Source organism: Paraeggerthella hongkongensis (genome assembly GCF_003726035.1).
GTDB classification, from domain to species: domain Bacteria; phylum Actinomycetota; class Coriobacteriia; order Coriobacteriales; family Eggerthellaceae; genus Paraeggerthella; species Paraeggerthella hongkongensis.
Window position 1 is genome coordinate 54617 of sequence record NZ_QICD01000013.1, and the last position, 18320, is coordinate 72936.

Genomic DNA, 18320 nt, shown 5'->3' on the forward strand with positions numbered 1-18320 from the left:
AAGCGCTTTGCAAGTCTTCGACAAAATGCACTTGAAAAGGTCGTACAGAAGACCCGGAACAATAACGTCAGATACAAAGTTAGACGCAAACACAACCAGGCTTTGACTTAAACCAGCCCCTGCAGCAATCTGAAATTCCCCCGCTTTCGTGGACGCCTGATTCTAGAGTAGCATGATGCTACTTCGGAAAGGAAAGGCAATGGCAAGGTACACTGAGGAATTTAAACGAGAGGCCGTCCGGCTCTACAAATCAAGAGATATTGGCGTTGTGAAAACCGCTCAAGGCATCGGGGTTGCACCTGAGAGCTTAAGAGCCTGGATTCGGAAGTATGACGAAAATGTTCGCTCACTTGATATCGCAGAACGCGAAAGACTCAGGCAGGCAGAAACAGAGATCAAGCGGCTCAAAGAAGAGAACGAAATATTGATAAAAGCCGCCGCGTTCTTTGTGAGGGAGGCAGACAGAAGAAAGTGATCTTTGCTTTCATCGACGAAGAACGCGGCAATCATTCAGTCTCCATTCTCTGCAAAGTGATGAAGGTTACCAGGTCAGGCTACTATGCTTGGAAGAATAGAACTTTATCTGACCATGAATCGCGAGATACAGAACTTGCGAAACTCATAGTCGAGATACATAGAGAATCCCGTGGCATCTACGGTGCCCCTCGTATACATGCGATGCTTAAACGCAACAGCGTCCGTACATCGAAGAAAAGAGTTGAACGGATTATGCGAGAGTATGATATCTGCGGAGTGTCAAAGTCCAAGAAAAGGCACAGAAGCACTCCCTCGCCTGAAAGAAGTGATGAAACACTCGATCTTGTAAAGCGTAACTTTTTTGCTAACAAGCCGAATCGAGTCTGGTTTGCCGATATCACTTACGTGAAGACCTATGAAGGGTGGCTCTATTTAGCCCTTGTCTTTGACGTATTCTCAAGATTAGTTGTCGGCTGGTCGATGGGCAATACCATGGAAGCGACGCTTGTTGATGATGCTCTAGAAATGGGAGTTACCAGAAGAAAACCTGATCCAGGACTCATACATCACTCAGACCACGGGAGTCAATATAAGTCGCTGCTATTGGGAAGAACCATGAGAAGATACGACATCACGCCATCGATGGGTGCCATATCGTCTCCTTGGGATAATGCAATAACGGAATCTTTGATGTCGACGATCAAGGTTGAGTGTGTGCATAGGCAGACATTCAAGACCAGAGATGATGCGAGGCTAGAGATATTCGATTACATCGAGACCTTTTACAACAAACTAAGGATCCACTCAGCACTGGGAAACTTGAGCCCTATAGAGTTCGAGGCTATGATGCAAGAACGAGCGATTTCCGCTTAAGGTAATGCGTCAACAAAAGCGGGGGAAGTCCAATCGAATGCTGCCCTCGTACCATTACCGCGAAGGATTCAGTTTTAAGCTTTTGTCTTAATGCGGTTTCTTGCTCCGTACGAAACTCACTACCAGTAAGCTCAATAGAAACAAGATCAATAATTCGCGGAATATCGTTCATGGGGTTTCACTCCTAAATTGCACATTAGAAAGGTCTATCTCGCCCAACATAAGCTTAGGCAATAGCGTGTCGCGCAGTTCAGCCAATCGTTTCGATTCCTCTTGATTTGCGACAATCAGCTCAACTACTGGCTGCGCAACGGCGTTGAACTTTTCGAGTTCTACATCGCTGGGAAGCACGAGGCGAATTGCTTTCACGTGATCGCGAGGCAATTCCGTTTGGCCAGTGCTTCCGGTGTGGAGAGACTCAATATAACACTCGTGTTCAAACGCCCAGAATCCCATGTAAAGAGCACGTCTCGGGTCAGCTGCGCGAACGATGGTGACGTGGGAGTCGACAACGAACTTCGAAGGGTCAAACCAAACTTGAGCGGTCCTTCCAAGCGAGCCGACACCCGTCGAGTTGATCAGTAAGTCATACTTCTTAAGCCACTTCTCGGTAATTTTCTTCGGCGCATGCAAACGACCATTCTCGAGTAGAACCAGATTGTCTCGAATGCAGGTTTGGCCAAGAATTATCTCATCGGATTCGTCGTTGTATTTGGGGGTTATGCCCCGGCACACCATCTCGGATATCTCGCCAATGGTCGTCCGACGCCAGCCTTCGGGCAAATCCGCACCTTCATCTCGCTCGTATTCGCGGTATAACCGTTTCGCGTAAGACTTAAGATACTCAGCTAAATAATCATTTAGCTGCATAAGCAGAGACAAAAGCAGCTAACACAATAATATCTGCCTTGGGATACAATAATTATATTTAAGACATCAACAAGACAACGCAAAATATGCTCAGGTGGGAATAATATGAAACGAAGCATCAACCTATTACTAATTGATGGAAACGCTACGGGCTGTTGGAAGGGCGAGTTCTCCAATAGGACTTTGGTTGCTTATCGTATGTCCCGACAGCAGTTGGTTGGCGGTTATGAAAGCCGTCCCGAGTTTGGTTCCTCAGGGGTATACATTCTTTTTGGACAAAATGATGATGGTGATCCATTAGCCTATATTGGTGAGGCAGAAGACGGCATGAAAAGGGTCCGTCAGCACCTCAATGACGGGAAAGATTTTTGGACTGAATTTATACTATTCGTAAAGTCCGATAATAAACTCAACAAGGCGCATGTTCGCTATCTTGAAGATAGGCTTATCAAGCAGGCGCAGTCTGCTGGTCGATACGAGTTAGATAACGGAATGAGCTCCCCCTCGGCGTCGCTTTCTGAAAATGATGAGGCCGACATGCAAGAGCTGCTGGATGATATTCAATTAATGACTGGTGTCCTGGGTCAGAAGATATTTGAACCTGTTGCTCAACGAAACATCCAGGACAAAACCAGCCCAAGCTACTCTCTGAAAGTCGGAAAGGCAAACGCTCAAGGGGATGTGACGTCGGACGGATTTGTTGTTTACGCTGGCGCTACGTTCGGGCCAGAGGTGTCGCCCTCATTGGGAAATGGTTACTTGGCTTTGCGAGAAAAACTTTTTGACGATCAAGTGGTAGATGCGAATTACATTTTGCAGAAAGATCAACTGTTCGGTTCTTCTTCTGCCGCTGCTGCTGTAATCTTGGGTTACAACGTTAGCGGTCCGCAAAAGTGGGTCGATGGCCATGGCGTTTCTCTTCGTGACAATGAGACACGTGCAAGCGTTCAAGGGTAGCTATAGCTTGTAGCCTTTTCGTAGGTTTCCATTACCTCCTGAAATGCGTCTACGCCCGTTGGCATTCCTTTTAGTCTCATACGTTCGCATGGAACCTGTCGCGTACACAAGGGCCGTGAAAACCTTCTCAAAGTTTCAAAACGCGCAAAACTTTGAGAAGCTCATGCCCTTAAGGGTTTCACTTTCCCCCTTGCATACCAGCCAGAACCCACGCGTTCATCCGAGCCACAAGGCACGCTCAAAGGGAGCAGCCACAAAAGCTCAGGAGGCACATCATGGAAACCATCAACGACAAGGCAATGCGCGGCATCAGCACCTACCTTACCCGTCGCGGCTTCGACATCATCGAAGAAGGCTGGGCGCACGGCAAGGACAGCATCGACCTCATCGCCCGTGATGGCGAGGACCTGGTCTTCGTCACCACCAGGATCGCCGAAGGCGGCAGCGACATCCCCGCTGAGAAGGTAAACCGCAAGTCGCTCGAACGCGTGGCAGCCGCCTACCTGGCAGCAAACCTCGACCTGCCCGAAGGCAGCGTCCGCTTCGACGTCGTGAGCATGCTCATCCTAGGCGAGTCCAGGGCACTACTCCGCCACCACCGCTCGGCATTGAGCGATTCCGGCACCACGGAGGTTTAACCCTCCTGGCACCTACCGGGTGCGAGCCCGCAGCCCTCACGGGTTGCGGGCTTTTTTCATGCTCGCTACTGCCACGCGTGCATTGGGGAAGCGATTGCACGCTTCCCCAAACCCCATGTGCATCAAAGGGCTTGGCCCTTTGAAAACCCTATTCCGTGCTTCCGGTGACGGTTGTGACGGTAATGACGGCTAGCGCGCCATGACCCCCGTTTGCGTCATCGTCATGCAGCCGGCATCGATGATCCTTCCCACCACGAACACCCTCATGCAGATAAGTTGGGTCTGCAGTTCGGCCAACCGAAGTGGAAAGCCTCACCTCGGCCGCCAGCTTGGCGTTCCGCCAAGGGTTGCCGCCCTATCGGCGGCAACCGCCGCTACGCTACAGCGGACAATTCGCTGGATTGTCCGCCTGCGCTTCGCTCTCGCTGCGTCTGCGGCAAACGTGCCACTGGCACCTTTGCCTCCGCCTTCGCTCACGCCGCCATCCATCGGTGAAGCGTGCCACTGGCACCCTGTCACCGACTGGTCGGCTCTCGCAGCATGGCAGATGAGCACGGCGGGAATCGCTCTGGTGACGTCGCGTTTCCCTGGTACGCATCTGCCGCTGCTCACAGTGATTGCAAGATGTGTGTAGGTACGTACAAATCGTCCTTCGGTCGGTTTGTACGTACCTACAATCTTGCCCTGTGGGGCCTGCTCGCCAGCTTCCGCGTACCTGCTGCACGTGGGTCTGCCTGCGCCAACCGCTAGGCTTCCGCGCCGCATTCGCGACGTGGTTCCTGCGGCAAAATCAAGCACCGCCCGGGCCCCTGAACCCAGGCGGTGCTTTGCCCTCAACGCTGTTTAGTACGTTTATCGCTCGAGCCCCTCATCCATGCTGCGCACCATGAAGCGAGCGGCATTGATGCCAAGCCCTTTGGCGATACCGGGCATGCTGTAGCCACGACCGAGCTTGTATCCCCGGCATTTGGTGCCGGTGCTCTTGCGCTCGAACGAGAAATCCTTGCCGTTCTCCGTCACGGACATCTTCACGCCCTTGGCGCCAAGCGCCTGCGCCAACGCACGCGGCTTGTTGGCGGTTTCAGGCTGTGCCTTCACCTCGGACACCGAGGCGCGGATGGCATCACGCATATAGCTCTTATCGCTGCGAACACCACGGGCTGCCATCTCCTTTTCGGCGCGTGAGGGCTGGCGAGCGTGAACGCGGCTGTTGCGCTCTCCCTCGCGCATTTGCGCTAGGCCATGCTTGCGATCCATGTCGCGTACGGCATTTGCACGCTCGATCTTGGCATTCTTGCTGCGGCCTTCGTTCAGGCGGTTGCCCGTTTCCAAGTCGGTGCGGTTGATGCCGATATGCACGGCGTAGCGGTCGGTTCCGTCGGCTGCGCAGTGCTCCTGGTGCAACACCCAAACCGCCTCCTGGTTGGGATAGCGCGTGCTGACATATTCCTTCGCATATTCCATGCACTTTTCTGGCGTCATCTTTCCGCCGTTGCAGGAGCATTCGTCTGGATTGAATCCAAGAACCTGGTGATACATCACGGTGTTGGCGGCACCTGCCCGGCTCGGCGCGTCATGGCCGTAAGCAGCGCGCGTGCGGGCCATCTCAGCCTCCCACTTCTCTTCGTTCGACAGGTTCTGCGACCCGCGCGCAAGGGCGCGCTCATCGTTGAGGTACTTGCCCAGATTGCTGGCATGCCCTGCGGTCGTTACGCTCACTTGCTTTATCGCTGTCATCGCCAACACCCACCTTTATTCATCCCACGCAGCGAACTCGTCTTCTGCGACTTCTTCGATACGCATTTCGTCGGTTTTCGAGGCATTGAAGTCAGGTGTCCAAGCAGTAACTTCAATCGACTTCTTGCTGGCTTCGGCTTCAATCTGGTCTAACGATTTCGAGATGACGGCACGCTCGAACTCCTTGCTCCCCAAAGTGCCGAAGTGCTTTGCCGTGAAGGTCTTGCTGACCTCGCACATGGGGATTTCAAACTTACCCGCCGGATTGCCGCTTGACGCGCTTCGCACCACCAGCACGCCATCTTTGAAAGGATTGCGCTCCAGAATGTCTCCTACGGGCCATACAGGAACCTCATGTTCCGAGAACCCTTCGTTGCTGCTAGTGCTTCCCGTACCGCCCTTAGATTGCCCCGTGTTGCGCGTATTGACGGTCTTATGCCCGCCAAGCGTCTCGAAGTAGCGCGCATCAAGGTCGCTTCCGGCGCGGTAGAGGGCCTTCGCGTCGCAGTTTGCCAGGATGGCGTCCTTGCCGTCTTCTTTCGAGGTCTTGTACTGGTCGTAGCCGGAAAAGCTCTGCGTGTACATGACGTAATGGAGGCTGTACTTGCGCGCATTCTCAATGGCGTGGACGAGGTCGAAGCGGGGAACGCTATGCCATTCGTCGCCGATGACCCAACAGGGGCGAAGGTTGCGCCGCTTCCCCAAGTGCTGCGTCTCCGCCCAATGCTGCGCAAAGAAAAGCGCTGCTATTCGATTCGTCGGGGAACCGGGGCCTAGCGTGTGAATGAACACTGCGCTTTGCGTTTTGGAAATGGCGTCGATGTCGATCTCGGATGCTGACAACAGCCAGCGCATGTTGATGCTCGTGTACGGCTGAAGGCCGTCATGCAACGAAGCGAGGATAGAGCTCTCGAGCTTTCCCTCAGAGGAAAGAAACGTCGCAGCCATGGTGAGTGCCGGACTGTCTGCCCCGAAAGAGCGAAGCCAATCCTTGATAACGGCTGCGCCGCTCACTGTTCCCTCGAGAATCGTCTTTACGACGCTCCAGATATGGCGCTGAGCATCGGGGATATCCTCATGGGTGGAAACGACGTATGCAGTTGCGCTGAACACGCCACCGGCGGCGTTCACGAAGATGTCGTTTTCGTTTCCCTGCGAAGGGAAGAGCACGGCACCCGTTTCGCGGGCACGCGCTTCAGCGCTCGGCTCGTCGCCCGAAGCGTAGAGGTCGGAGATGAGCTTGAGGGGATTGAACCGAAAGCCCTGGCGGGGGTTCTCGAGGTCGAGAAGGGCTACGTTGTAGCCGCGCGACCGCAGGCACGTATTCGTCGTGATGAAGATCTCCAACGAGGGGTCGGTGACAAGGAGGTTGTTGTTTTTGGCGAAGGTCAGGGCGTCGATGGTTGGGTAAACGCTGCCTCGCGTCTTGCCCGCCCCGCTGGGTGCGCAGATGGCAGCATGGATGCAGGGGATGATTAGTGATTTTCCATGGATAGTGCCGAGTGCCACGCCTTCGGCGGGCTTGCCTTCGCCGTTCCAGGCGCAGTTCATGCTTGCGATCTTCGCCTTGCTGGTAATTGCCTGCTGTTTCCCCAGAATGCCGCCATCGATCTCACGCGGCGGATGCTTTGCCCGGTTATACAGAAGGGCTAGTGCGAGCATGCAAGAGGATACTAGCACCCAGGCAAGAAGTGCGCCCAGGTTCGAGAAGGATGAGAAAAGCACTGCTAGGGAGCCAAGGTAGGCACCCAACGGGTCGCCGCCCTTGAAAAACGCTTCGACGACGGGAATCGTCGGCAGCTGCCTTGCGCTTAAGCTGACGAGAACAGGCACCCCGAAGGGTGCCAGCGCTACCGCAAGGGCAAGCACCAGCACCGCATCGATGGCAAGCTTCTGGAACTTATTCATCCCCGCTGCCAATCGCCTTCGGAGCGCGGATGACCTTAGCATCGAAGGGATAGTCTTCGTAGGGGCTGTCGCTCAGGTCGGGGAGCTTGAACACGCCAACGCAGGGAGCATCGGCTACCTCATGCAGGTTATCGATGCGGCCATCGTCGCCGTAAACCGGCTCAACCTCCATATCGATGATGTGGTAGAGCTTGGGCCACATGGAAGCGGCGGTCTTGCGGATGAGGTCGTGCTCTTCGGCTGAAATCGCATCGCCCATGCAGTAGTAGAGGAAATGCGGGGCGTTGTAGCGTGCTCCGTGCTTTACTTCGACAACGTGCGCGCTATGCGCTGTCGCTGCGCTTTCGGGGTTGATGACGAACCATTCGTCGGGAAACTCAACTACATCGCGGTTGGCGATTTCTGCGAGATGCATGTTTGCGGTCATTTTAAGGCTCCAATCTGCGCGCAGCTAGATGCTGTTTCGCGCGTCGGTTATAAGTTTTGTGATCGCTTCTGAGCTTGCTTCGATGCACGCAAGCGAGCGGCGTAGCTCGGGGAGAAGCTCCTCGGGCCTGTGCCTTGAATTGACGACGTAGGCGACCTGGTTCACGTTGGTAGCGGCTCCCTTCAGGTTGCGCAGCATGTCCTTGAGCACGTCGTCGTCAACGATGATCGTGGGCCCGTCGCGCTCGTGCAGTGCCGTGCGGCGCAGGTACTCGGAAATGGAGAACCCCGCCTGCTTGGCGCGTGATGCGATTCGGCCGTACTCGCTGGGGGTGACGCGGATGTTGATGCGGTTCATGTTCGACATAGCGGTCCTTTCTGCGAGAAGCCATCAGCTGAACAAGTGCAGCTCTGGCGTGTAGGAAAGCTGGATGGTCATGCCCGAGCGTCCGGAGCGGTTCTTGGCCACCTCGACGTCGATGGGCTTGGATGCCATAAGCGCGCTGTTTGATGCAGAAGGCTTGATCACCAGGGCGATGTCGGCGGCATGGGAGATATGCGCGCTGCCACGGAAGCTGCCATCTTTTGCCATCGATGACAAGACGATGACGGGCGTCTCGTCGATGTGGGCCATGGCGGCCAGGTGACGCGCAAGGTAATCCAGCGTGTCGGTTGACGTGGTTCCATGGTCGTTGCCGGCCGTGAACTCCTGCAGGTAGTCGATCGCCACTGCAGGTGCCACCCCTGTCACCGCTTTTTGAGTAGCCACAACCGCGCGCAGGTCCTCGACCGTCAGGAACTTCTCGACCTCGATGGCCTGCGCTGCCGCATCGGCGAACATGATGTTGTTGCCAATCGAGTACAGGTTGTTGGCTGTCCAGGCAAGACGCTGGGTAAGTTCCATGTTGGTTGGGCTGTTGCGAATCTGCTGCTCGGTTAGCGCACGCGTGCTGTCGGCCTTGCCGGCGGTGCATGACAGCAGGCGTAGGAACAGCTGCTTCTTCGGCAACTCGAACGACACGTAGATGACGGGGCGAAGCTGCGCGATGGCTGCCGTGAGGTTGATGGCAAGGTCGGTCTTGCCAGCGCCGGGAACGCCGCCGATGACGACCAGCTCGTCGTTGAGGCCGCCGTTGAGCACCTCATCGAGCGGAGCGATGCCAGTCGGGCATGGCGGCTGCTGCGCTGCCAGCAATGCATCCAAATCCTCTAGCATCTCGTTGCACGAGGTCAGCGGAAAATGGCTAGCGGGCATCATCGCGCGTCACCTGCCAACCGTGACGGGTCTGATGGCTCTGCAATCCCAGGGCGCGCTCGAGGGCGGCGATGCGATTGAATACGCTGTCCATCAGCTCTAATAGCTGCAAGGAATCAGGTGCATTGGCCATGTCGTGTCGTTCGAGCAGGCGCTGTTCCCGTTCGAGCTGCTGCCAATAGCTACTCACGGTGCTCACCCCCGTGCGGTGAGGGCGAGAGATAATCGAGGAAGGTATCGACGCGCACGCGCTTGCGGCGGTTGAGGGGAGCTAGGCAGCCAGACTCCTCCATGATCTTGTACGCGGTCGGCTTCGATACATCCAAGGCGTTCATCACATCCTCGACACCCCAGAAGTATTGGGCGGGTTCTGCTAGCTTCATTTGACTAACTCCTTTCGAAAAGCGAACTCTCGAGATAACTGCGGTATCGTCAGGCTTGCCCGTTTAACCGTAACAGTTCTCTTCTGTTGCGAAGCGTAACAGATTTCTTCTGTATGTGCAACAATTATCTTCTGTTATACTTAGCAAATCGATTTTCGACCGAGTTTCGCTGTTCGCATTATGGGAGGGGTCCAGCTCATGGATATTGAGGGCACGTTCCGTGATTTTGCGGACAAGCGCGCGGATAAGCTTCTGCAGACCTCCGCGATGTCGAAGAAGATCCGCGCGCTGCGCAACCGCTGCCATCTGACGCAGGCGGAAGTTGCGAAGCGGATGGGCGTGACCGAAGCTGCAGTGAGAAACTACGAGCTCATGAAGGCCCTTCCCAAAGAAGAGCATATCCAGAAGCTGGCGGCAGCCTTTGGCGTTCGGCCCGAGTGCCTGCACCTGTACGATTTCAGTGCGGGTTCCATCCTTGCCAATGCGCTGTTTCAGCTAGGTGAAACATATGGTCTTTCACCGTATAAGGACATAAGGTTTGCTGCGCTCGTTCCTGACAATGCGTTCATGGAGCGCTTTCTCAAAGAGTGGACCAGCCAGTTTGAGTTGCTGAAGCAGGGGGTGCTGAGTCATGAGAGGTACGAATTATGGAAGGATTCCTTCTACAACGACTTCGATCCGTGCGATTTCCCTGATCGCTTTGCATCAGAGGATGAGGGCATCACATACTCGCTGATTGAGCCATGGGAGCCGTACTGCTTTGGCTCTAAGCTGCTGACGCTGCGAAACCAGCGTGGCGAAACGCAGGGCGAGTTTGCTTCGTCCCTTGGTCTGTCGGAAGGCGTCTATAGAAGCTATGAGCGCGGGCGGCGACTGCCGCGCGTCTCGGCTCTCACAGAGATCGCTTCATCGTTAGGCATAACACGCGGCGCGTTGACGTTTTTCAACTACGGGACGCCTGTGCAGGCCGCGCATGCGATGTTCCAACTTGCTGGGGAAAGGGCCCTGGTTCCCGCAGTAATCGACGGCAATCCTATGCTGAGGACCGTTCTTCCTGGCGGCGGCGTTGAGCGCGCGATCGACGAGTGGTGCGGAGCGCTGAATGGCGAATACGAGAGCACTGGCTGGGATGAGGTTTCATCCTTCCAGGAATGGAAAGACAAGTACGACCCTCAAGGGGGCTTATATGAGAGTCGCTATAGGTACCATTCCACTGAGATTAAGCCAGGCCACCGTAAGATAGAAGGCATGGAAAGTGATTTTGACCCGTACGACGATAGGTTCGAGCGAGGCTTCCTTCGGGCGTAAGTAGATGACCAATGACGCAGGTCGCAGGACGCAGGGAAAGCGCCGGGGGTAGGTGGGATATCCACCGTTCGGGCGCTTTCGGTTTACATGGCAGCGCGTTAAACCGCACGGCGGTATTTTTGCAGCCTGCTGTTGGGCTTGTCGGGAATAGTACGCTCGATAACGCCAGCTTCGAGAGCGGGGTTCAGGTAGTTCTTTTGGAAGCTGCGGCGTTCGCTGAATCCCATCTTAGCTTGCAGTTCGGTTGATGACAGCTCATCGTCCCCAAGAGCTTCCATCAGCTTTTCGACTTGGGTGCTGACTTGGGTGCTGACTTGGGTGCTGACTTGGGTGCTGACTTGGTCGGTGCTCGTGTAGTTCATGTCCCAAAGCGTGACACGGAATCCCCCAGCGACCGCCTCAAAGGTGGGCAAGAACTCAGGTTTGAAGTTGTCCTGGATCTCGGTCATCTCACATATCTTATGCAAGCCGCTGCCACGACGCTCCATGTATCCCATGCGTTGGAAGAGGTCGGCCAGGATGGGATTTCTGCGCCTGCTCTCGATGGGGTCTTTTGCCGGGTTGGCGGGAAGGGTTCCGTTGTCGAACATGGCTCCCGGCGAGGATATGACGCAGCGGTCATCGTAGATATCGATGTGAACCTCGCTGCCCAGCATCAGGTAGTCGCGGTGGATGAACGCATTGACCAAAGCCTCGGTTACCGCGCGCTCGGCGAAACTCGGCTTGTCGATGCGGTCGTTGGCGGTCTTTTCCCACGCGACGCGGTTGTGGCGCTTGATGAATGCCTCACCCTCGCGCAGCAAGAGAAGGAGGCTTCCGGAAAACTCGGCATCGTCTTGGGCATCATCCTTGTTCAGGCCCGTCCATCGCGTACAGAACAGCCTGGAATGGCGGATGAGCGGTTCGTCGGCAAGCAGCGCACCAGCATTGGTGAGCACGTTGTCAGCCGCAACCAGCCCGAATGACCTGAAATCACCGTCAGTGAAGTTGCTGTCCGTGCGCATCTTGAACGTGGCGCGCAATACGGTGAAGCTCGCATCTTCGAATGCCGTGCTGGTGGCAAGGCCGTCGTAGGTGCGGTTGGTTCCCTTCAAGATGAGCTCGTTCATGACGTAGGCCGGAGCTGGGATGCTTTGGTCGCCGATGCGGATATATGCCTCGCGCACACCATCTGCTCGATAGCAGTACGGCGTGCTCATCCCGGGCTTCACGGCAACGATGACTATATCTTTGTCATCTTTCTTCTGGGCATCCACGGTAAAATCGGGCAGTGGATCGATTCGGTCCTTGATAAGGCGCGTGATATCCTCGACGTCCTTTTGCGCATCATCGAGCCCGATGGCCTTATGGGTCTCGTTGGATATGCCGAAGATGAGCTTTCCGCCGACGGTATTCGCGAACGCGCTCACAGACTTAAGCCAGCTTTTCGGCTTCCTGGTTTCTACTGCGCTTTTGAGGTCACAATCTGTGACCTCAGCTATCATCTGTTGGCTCATGGTGCCCTCGTTTCTCTTTGCGGCAATTCTACGCCATGCGAGCAGGGCGGTATCGGCCTTACTCGCAGGAGGGATTAATTTTCGTCAGGTCGCAATATCGCATCCATCGCTTCCGCTGAAGCAATCTCGTCGGAGTCGAGCGATTTGGCGTAAACGTCCATGGTAAGGCTCATCTGCGTGTGGCCCAGGCGATGCTGAGCTGCCTTTGGGTTGACCTTTGCCTGGATGAGCGTTGCCTGCGTATTGCGGAGCTCATGGAGCTTCAGCCCCTCATAGCCCTTTCCGCGCTGGCGCATGACGCCGTCAACCTCTACGGTGCGCACATCGCGCGTGAACCGTCCGAAGCCGTTATCAACGGAGAAGCATCGCCACCAGCGCGAGTAGTTGTTCGGGTCGATGAAGTCGCCTTCGCTGTTTTGGAATACAGGCGTGGAGTCGGATTGCTTGATGCCGATTGCCGCCAGCTCTTCAGCCTGCGTGCACTTCCATTCTGCCAGAACCTCGGCCATGTGGCCCTTGAAGCAGATCCACCTCCTGCTTTGCGAGGTCTTCGGCGGGCGGAGGGTCTTGCTAACGTCGTACTGGTTGGCGACGAATAGCTGGCTGGTCTCGAAATCGACGTACTTCCAGGTAAGCCCCAGCATCTCACCGCGTCGCATGCCGGTAGTGATCATGAGCATAAGGCCGATCGCATGAGAGCCGCCTTCTTCGAAGGCGCACTTGTACAGTCGCGCCGTCTCTTCTGGCGTAAGGCTGCTGCGCTCCTCGGCCGGTTTTGGGCGGGGGAACTTCACCAAGTCGCAGGGGTTGCGCATGATAATCTCATCCATGTATGCAGCCTGCATCACCTGACGCAGCTTCTGGTGGGTTTTGTGCAGCGCATTCTCGGAGTGCTTTTTCTGTTTGCGGGCCTTGGCGTAGATGCTTCGAATCATACCGGGCGTCAGGTCTTTGATCTTGATGTTGCCGAACAACTCGTTGATGTAACGGATGTCGAGGGCCTCGCGCTTATAGGAAAGCGGGGAGGCCATGGTTCCTTCACGCAGCTCGTGGAACTGCTGCGCATAATCGCCGATGCGCATGTCGCCAGGACCCTCAGGTGCGGTTCCCTGCAGCTCGGCCTTGTATTCCGCAACCGCCTTTCGGGCGTCTTCCTTGGTGCCGTGGATGGTGCGCTTCGGAGCGCGTTTATAGCGTCCCTTCTCGTCTTTTTCGCCGAGATAGCACGTGATCTTCCAAGTGTTTTTGTAGCGCTTGTCCTTCTCGATTACGCCACTGCCGCGTACTTGCACCATGGGCTTCCTTTGCGCTTGTCTTGTTGGTTATCCCCTGACCCCTTAAGGGGGTCAGGGGATAACCAACAAGTAACTATTGACGAAAGGATTATAGCGCAAAATTCACACCCAAAACACCCATCTGGGGGTGAATAGGGTGTGAACGATGAAACTAACTGAAATAAAGGGAAATGAAATATGTACTTTGAACTGCGATTACTTTGTATTATCTTGAATTCGGTTTTACTCGGATTATGCCGTTTCTCAGACCTCATAACCCGGAGGCCGTAGGTTCAAATCCTGCCCCCGCGACCATGAAATTGCAGGTCAGGACTTAGGTCCTGACCTTTTTTTGTCGGTGAAACCGACATGTCAACCGCCAGAATGCCGACAAAACCTGTCGTAGGCTTTTGCTTACAGATTGGTCTAAGTGTTCAATTCCAACGAGGCTTTTCGGATCGCGCTATCGGATTATAATGATCCAGTAGATCAACGGACATTCTGGGCTGTGGGCTGAATTGGAGAGTTCAAATGAGCGTAGTAAAGGCTCGATCTCTGGTATCGAAGATTCGGAGACGACTTGAAGACGGTCGTCAGCAAAAACCCGTCCGTTTTCCGCTTTCTCCGGCCATTCTCAATACTGCTGAGCCAAAAATGCAGCACTATGTCACTGAGTTGGAATACTGCTTTGACTGTGAGAGCATACAAAACCTTGCTTTGTCTGGCTCTTATGGGGCTGGAAAGAGCAGCATCATTGAAACCTGGGAAAAATATGACTCACAACGGAAATACATACACATCTCTTTAGCTCATTTTATTTCTGAGGAGAGCGTGGATGCCGATTCGGGGTGTGGTGAAAAGCCTTCCAATTTCGCTGAGTCTCAAATAGAAGGAAAAATTCTAAATCAACTAATTCAAAAAATCGATTCAAAAAGAATCCCAAAGTCCAGATTCAGGCGCATTCGTAATAGCCGTGTCCTCGATATTATAAAAACGCTCGGTCTTTTTCTATTTTTCGTATGCTCCGTAATATTGGCAAAAAATATTGCTGGTGGGGGACCTGTAGGCGATGAGCAAGCTATTAGAAGCTGTGTTGTTGGAGTGACGGTGGTCTGGCTTGTTTTGCTAATAGTCGGCTTATACTTTTGCATACGCAATCAAATTTTCTCAAGGTTTATTCGACGTTTTAAGTTTATGGGAAGCGAAGTTGAGATATTCAACTCTTCCGACGATTCAATTTTTGACAAGTATATGGACGATATCTTGTACCTTGTTGGTAACTCAGGATACGATGCATTTGTGTTTGAAGACCTGGATCGTTTTGGGGAGGTTACCGTCTTTGAGAAGCTTAGAGAAATTAACACGCTGGTTAACTTTTCGAAAAAAAAGCATCCTATCAGATTCATATATCTAGTTAGAGACGATCTACTGGATCCAAGCGATAGAACAAAGTTTTTTGATTATATTGTTGTGGTTCTCCCTTACGTTGACCCCAATAACGCTTTCGATGTCATACGCAAAGGATTGTCTGAAGTTGGGTTGAAAGCCAGTGATGAGTTTCTATATGAGTTGTCCCTTTTCATAGATGACCCCCGAATACTTCGCGATATCGTTAATGAGTCTGCTCAGATAAAGGAATGCCTTCAGTTTGAGAAAAATGAGTCATTCGGCGTCTGCGATATGGAACGACTATTGTCTTTAGTCGCCTACAAGGCTCTATTTCCTTCCGATTATGCTCTGTTGCAGGTTGGTAAAGGCTTTTTGCACACATTGCTTACGGGCAAAGAATGGCTTGTTCAACACCGATCAGAAGGGTTAGAAGCGCAAATTGCAGATATCGAAAAAGAAATATCGTCAATTGAAACATGGCGTCACTTGTCAATTGATGAAATCAACCTCTTGTTTGTTGCAAGTTCTTTCGACAGAATAAAGAATTATCAGGGCTATTTTCCATCGATTCAGTTCGATTCGATTCAAAATCCGCAAGAAGTAATTGAGGCAATCACATCGAATACCCAGCGAAAAGAAGTATATGAAGCACTTGTTGAAAAACTAAAAGACAACGATGACTATGTCGAAAGAATAAGTGTATTGGAAGAAGGCAGTAGCAAAGAAATCGAAAAAAGGCAAATTCAAGTGCAAGCCTTGCAAAACCAAATTCTCGATCTTGAACGAACCGAGCTTTCGCAATTGGTACAGGAATTAGACGACCCTTCCGCTTTTTTTGATTTGCGTCCAGAGCGATTGGCCCGTTCGGCTGATTTCGAAGAATACAGCTTTGCTTCGTTGATGGCTAATCCGAAATTCCCAGTAATTCAATATTTTATTATGAATGGAAAGATTAACGAATCTTATAGTAGATACATGAGCATTTTTTATCAAGAAAGCATGTCTATAAAAGATATGGATATGATAATGAGTATCTTGCTTGGTAATCCAGGTAATCCGGAATATAGCTTTAGCTCTCCAGAAACCGCCCTTCTTCGCATTTCAGAGACTCATCTAAAACGGCCTTGTGCTCGAAACTACACTCTACTTCGAGCACTGCTCAAAAACAATTCAGCTAAGGCCCATGCATTGTTTGCTGGCGTGAGACGTGACCTAGATTATGACTTCATTCTTAATTACGCAATTTCTACCCACTATGTTCCAGAACTATTCGACGCGCTCAATCGTGAATTTCCCGAGGCAATTGAGGTGATCGTTGCTTCTTCGGATTACTCGGACGATAAAGTACCAGTTTTTTTCATAGACCAATTTTAGGAGACTAGGATGAGCGTTAGTTACGTCCAAATCGGTTGGTCGGTATTTTATTGTTGCCAACATGGCTGCCATTGAGGCGTAATCACCAGGAGGTACGTTTAGGAATCGGGGATCTGCCGAGGCTCGTTTCGCTAATGACTCTCTTGTTTCAGACGGCAATCTTTTCGCCCACTGTGTTGCCGCAAGGCAGTGACAAAAAATACGTACATTCCTACTGCCGTTTTGTCCTGCAAAATGTTGCAAACCCAGCTTGACGACAAGAATTCCGAACAAGGTCTAGCAACTCTGGTAACACGAATATTCCAATGTGAGAATAGCCTTCTAAAAAGACATGTTGAGACCGAAGCGAGTATTTTTTTTGAAACCCTGCTTACGGATCATGACGGAAGATTTGAAGATGTAGAAGCTGCCATTGTTTGGCTGCTGAACCTCTTATCAGAGAATGAAGATCTCGTTATGCAATATATCGATAGGCTCGACTGTGTTTTGATTGAAAATATTGTACCGATTGAAAGTAGTCGGTTCGTGGACAAGCTGTTTGAACGTGAAAGCGTCATATCAAGTAGCTCAAATATTCTAAACTATTATAGAAAAGCGGGAGACAAAATTTCTGCCAGTTTAGCGCATCATATTGACAGCTTTCCCATCCCTAGAGACCTGAACAGCAAAAAGGCTGTTGATCTGCTTGGGGTGCGATGCGGATTTCTTGCATCTGCCATCAAATGTTCCAGTATTTCAGATGTAAAAATCAGTGAGCTTGTGGATGTATATGGAGCCAGATTCAATGCTTTTTCTATTCAAGATCTGAATGAGTATAGAATCGAGATCTTAATTGAAGCTGGGTCGATACCCGTCAATAATGACAACTTGCTATTTATGCGCGAGCATTATCCTGAAACCGTCTTGTCCTTTGTTGAAAAGGACATCGAGTCATACGCGGAGATTGTGCTTTCCGGTGAGCAGGTTGACGAGGAAGGAAACTCACTCTTTTCAGAAGATGAGATCCTTGAGATTTTTGAGAAGCCTGAAATAACTTCGGATTTGAAAATTACTTTGCTGGAGGGGTTCAACGGCTCTGTCAGAATGAATGAGTCGTATCCAGAAGAACTAAATATCGCTATTGTGGAAGATTACTTTGATGAAGAAGATTTGGTTCGGCTCTCTGAGTTTTGCAGCTCTGCAAGTGATCGGTTCCGTAGCGTTTTGGCAGCCAAAGTGGTCGAACGACGAGAAACGATTTTTGCAAACGAAACAGAGCTTTCGACCGATTTGCTGAAATTGTCATTAAGCTTATTGGCTGGAAGCAGAGCAGCAGCCGTTCAGCTTATTGCATGGCAATTTGACACAAACGGTAGGATTATAAGTAGGGGAGATGTGCGATCCGTATTTGTTGCTGCTGATCTTTCAGAATACACAAAGCTTATCGATGGACCTCGTTCGAAAATACTGCGCACAGAAAATGATATGAAATTATTAGCATACCTAAGACGAAGGGGCTTTTGCGGAACGATTAAAGAAGAGGTTGATGCTGAAGGTCGTATTCTGGTTTCATCACTAGGCTATAAAAGGCAAAATAATAGACTGGTATAGGCATTCTGCTTCAGCATGGATATCTTTCAGCTTTTACAACCCCCTCTTTTCGAGGCGTCGAATCACATTGCCATGAACAAAAAAGCAGCCATGTATGTTGAAGGCTGATAGCCTTTCGCCACTACTGGGGGCGTTCTTGCGGAGGCCTTCGATTGCAAAAGTAGGTGCTGCAGTCGCGTTTGCTGACTGAGTGATGGCCCTCGCCTTCAGAGCCATAATTCCTCCCGTTCTGTGACTTGTGATTATTACAGGTAAATCGGTACATCGTTCCAAATTTCACCGGCACCCGTTACGGGGCTACCGGTACATCATTACGCTCTATCGGTACACCACAACATATTGATTTGACTCGCATACTCGTCATT

17 protein-coding genes are annotated in these 18320 nt (G+C 52.2%); 7 read left to right on the plus strand and 10 right to left on the minus strand.

All coding sequences use genetic code 11. From position 1 onward, the window contains the following. The first annotated feature begins 199 nt into the window (after window positions 1–199). A complete protein-coding gene (locus tag DMP08_RS07680; RefSeq protein ID WP_161555438.1) occupies window positions 200–475 on the plus strand; it encodes a transposase in 276 nt (91 codons plus the stop codon). Beyond that, window positions 424–1350 (plus strand): IS3 family transposase, encoded by a 927-nt coding sequence (locus DMP08_RS07685; RefSeq protein ID WP_123192343.1) that lies wholly within the window; start codon window positions 424–426, stop codon window positions 1348–1350. The genes DMP08_RS07680 and DMP08_RS07685 overlap by 52 nt, the downstream gene beginning before the upstream one ends. 168 nt (window positions 1351–1518) lie before the next feature. Here DMP08_RS07685 and DMP08_RS07690 read toward each other — a convergent pair whose 3' ends face one another. Next, window positions 1519–2133, minus strand: a complete 615-nt coding sequence (locus DMP08_RS07690; RefSeq protein ID WP_148042338.1) for a restriction endonuclease subunit S domain-containing protein — start codon at window positions 2131–2133, stop codon at window positions 1519–1521. A gap of 192 nt (window positions 2134–2325) precedes the next feature. On the opposite strand from DMP08_RS07690, the gene DMP08_RS07695 reads away from it, so the two are divergent. Together DMP08_RS07695 and DMP08_RS07700 are read left to right on the plus strand one after the other, a co-directional pair. Continuing rightward, window positions 2326–3177, plus strand: a complete 852-nt coding sequence (locus tag DMP08_RS07695) for a GIY-YIG nuclease family protein (protein ID WP_123192345.1) — start codon at window positions 2326–2328, stop codon at window positions 3175–3177. 275 nt (window positions 3178–3452) lie between these two features. Then, entirely contained in the window at window positions 3453–3815 is a 363-nt protein-coding gene (locus DMP08_RS07700) for a YraN family protein (protein ID WP_123192346.1), read from the plus strand. 852 nt (window positions 3816–4667) lie between these two features. On the opposite strand, the gene DMP08_RS07705 is transcribed toward DMP08_RS07700, so the two are convergent. From DMP08_RS07705 to DMP08_RS07730, 7 genes are read right to left on the minus strand one after another with little or no spacing between them, the layout of a single operon-like run. After that, on the minus strand, window positions 4668–5552 hold the full coding sequence (locus DMP08_RS07705) for a relaxase/mobilization nuclease domain-containing protein (RefSeq protein WP_123192347.1): 885 nt from the start codon (window positions 5550–5552) through the stop codon (window positions 4668–4670). Window positions 5553–5567: 15 nt separating this feature from the next. Further along, complete coding sequence (locus tag DMP08_RS07710; protein WP_161555439.1) at window positions 5568–7460, minus strand: type IV secretory system conjugative DNA transfer family protein; 1893 nt, start codon at window positions 7458–7460, stop codon at window positions 5568–5570. After that, window positions 7453–7875 (minus strand): hypothetical protein, encoded by a 423-nt coding sequence (locus tag DMP08_RS07715; protein WP_148042339.1) that lies wholly within the window; start codon window positions 7873–7875, stop codon window positions 7453–7455. The genes DMP08_RS07710 and DMP08_RS07715 overlap by 8 nt, the downstream gene beginning before the upstream one ends. A 36-nt stretch (window positions 7876–7911) precedes the next feature. Next, complete coding sequence (locus DMP08_RS07720; RefSeq protein ID WP_123192350.1) at window positions 7912–8253, minus strand: plasmid mobilization protein; 342 nt, start codon at window positions 8251–8253, stop codon at window positions 7912–7914. A gap of 24 nt (window positions 8254–8277) precedes the next feature. Further along, window positions 8278–9144 (minus strand): DnaB-like helicase C-terminal domain-containing protein, encoded by an 867-nt coding sequence (locus tag DMP08_RS07725; RefSeq protein ID WP_123192351.1) that lies wholly within the window; start codon window positions 9142–9144, stop codon window positions 8278–8280. After that, window positions 9131–9331: a hypothetical protein gene (locus tag DMP08_RS12380; RefSeq protein ID WP_148042340.1), complete on the minus strand. Its 201-nt coding sequence runs from the start codon at window positions 9329–9331 to the stop codon at window positions 9131–9133. Before DMP08_RS12380 ends, DMP08_RS07725 begins: the two co-directional genes overlap by 14 nt. Continuing rightward, window positions 9324–9524 (minus strand): hypothetical protein, encoded by a 201-nt coding sequence (locus DMP08_RS07730; protein ID WP_123192352.1) that lies wholly within the window; start codon window positions 9522–9524, stop codon window positions 9324–9326. The genes DMP08_RS12380 and DMP08_RS07730 overlap by 8 nt, the downstream gene beginning before the upstream one ends. Window positions 9525–9722: 198 nt before the next feature. On the opposite strand from DMP08_RS07730, the gene DMP08_RS07735 reads away from it, so the two are divergent. Next, complete coding sequence (locus DMP08_RS07735; protein WP_161555441.1) at window positions 9723–10832, plus strand: helix-turn-helix transcriptional regulator; 1110 nt, start codon at window positions 9723–9725, stop codon at window positions 10830–10832. A 98-nt stretch (window positions 10833–10930) separates the two neighbouring features. Here DMP08_RS07735 and DMP08_RS07740 read toward each other — a convergent pair whose 3' ends face one another. Then, window positions 10931–12328, minus strand: coding sequence for a Fic family protein (locus tag DMP08_RS07740; protein WP_123192354.1), 1398 nt, complete (start codon window positions 12326–12328; stop codon window positions 10931–10933). A gap of 74 nt (window positions 12329–12402) precedes the next feature. Then, on the minus strand, window positions 12403–13623 hold the full coding sequence (locus DMP08_RS07745; protein ID WP_123192355.1) for a site-specific integrase: 1221 nt from the start codon (window positions 13621–13623) through the stop codon (window positions 12403–12405). Between the two features lie 510 nt (window positions 13624–14133). Between DMP08_RS07745 and DMP08_RS07750 the strand changes: the two genes are divergently transcribed. Next, window positions 14134–16365, plus strand: coding sequence for a YobI family P-loop NTPase (locus DMP08_RS07750; protein WP_148042341.1), 2232 nt, complete (start codon window positions 14134–14136; stop codon window positions 16363–16365). Between the two features lie 189 nt (window positions 16366–16554). Next, window positions 16555–17955, plus strand: a complete 1401-nt coding sequence (locus DMP08_RS07755) for a hypothetical protein (RefSeq protein ID WP_148042342.1) — start codon at window positions 16555–16557, stop codon at window positions 17953–17955. The last annotated feature ends 365 nt before the right edge of the window (window positions 17956–18320 follow it).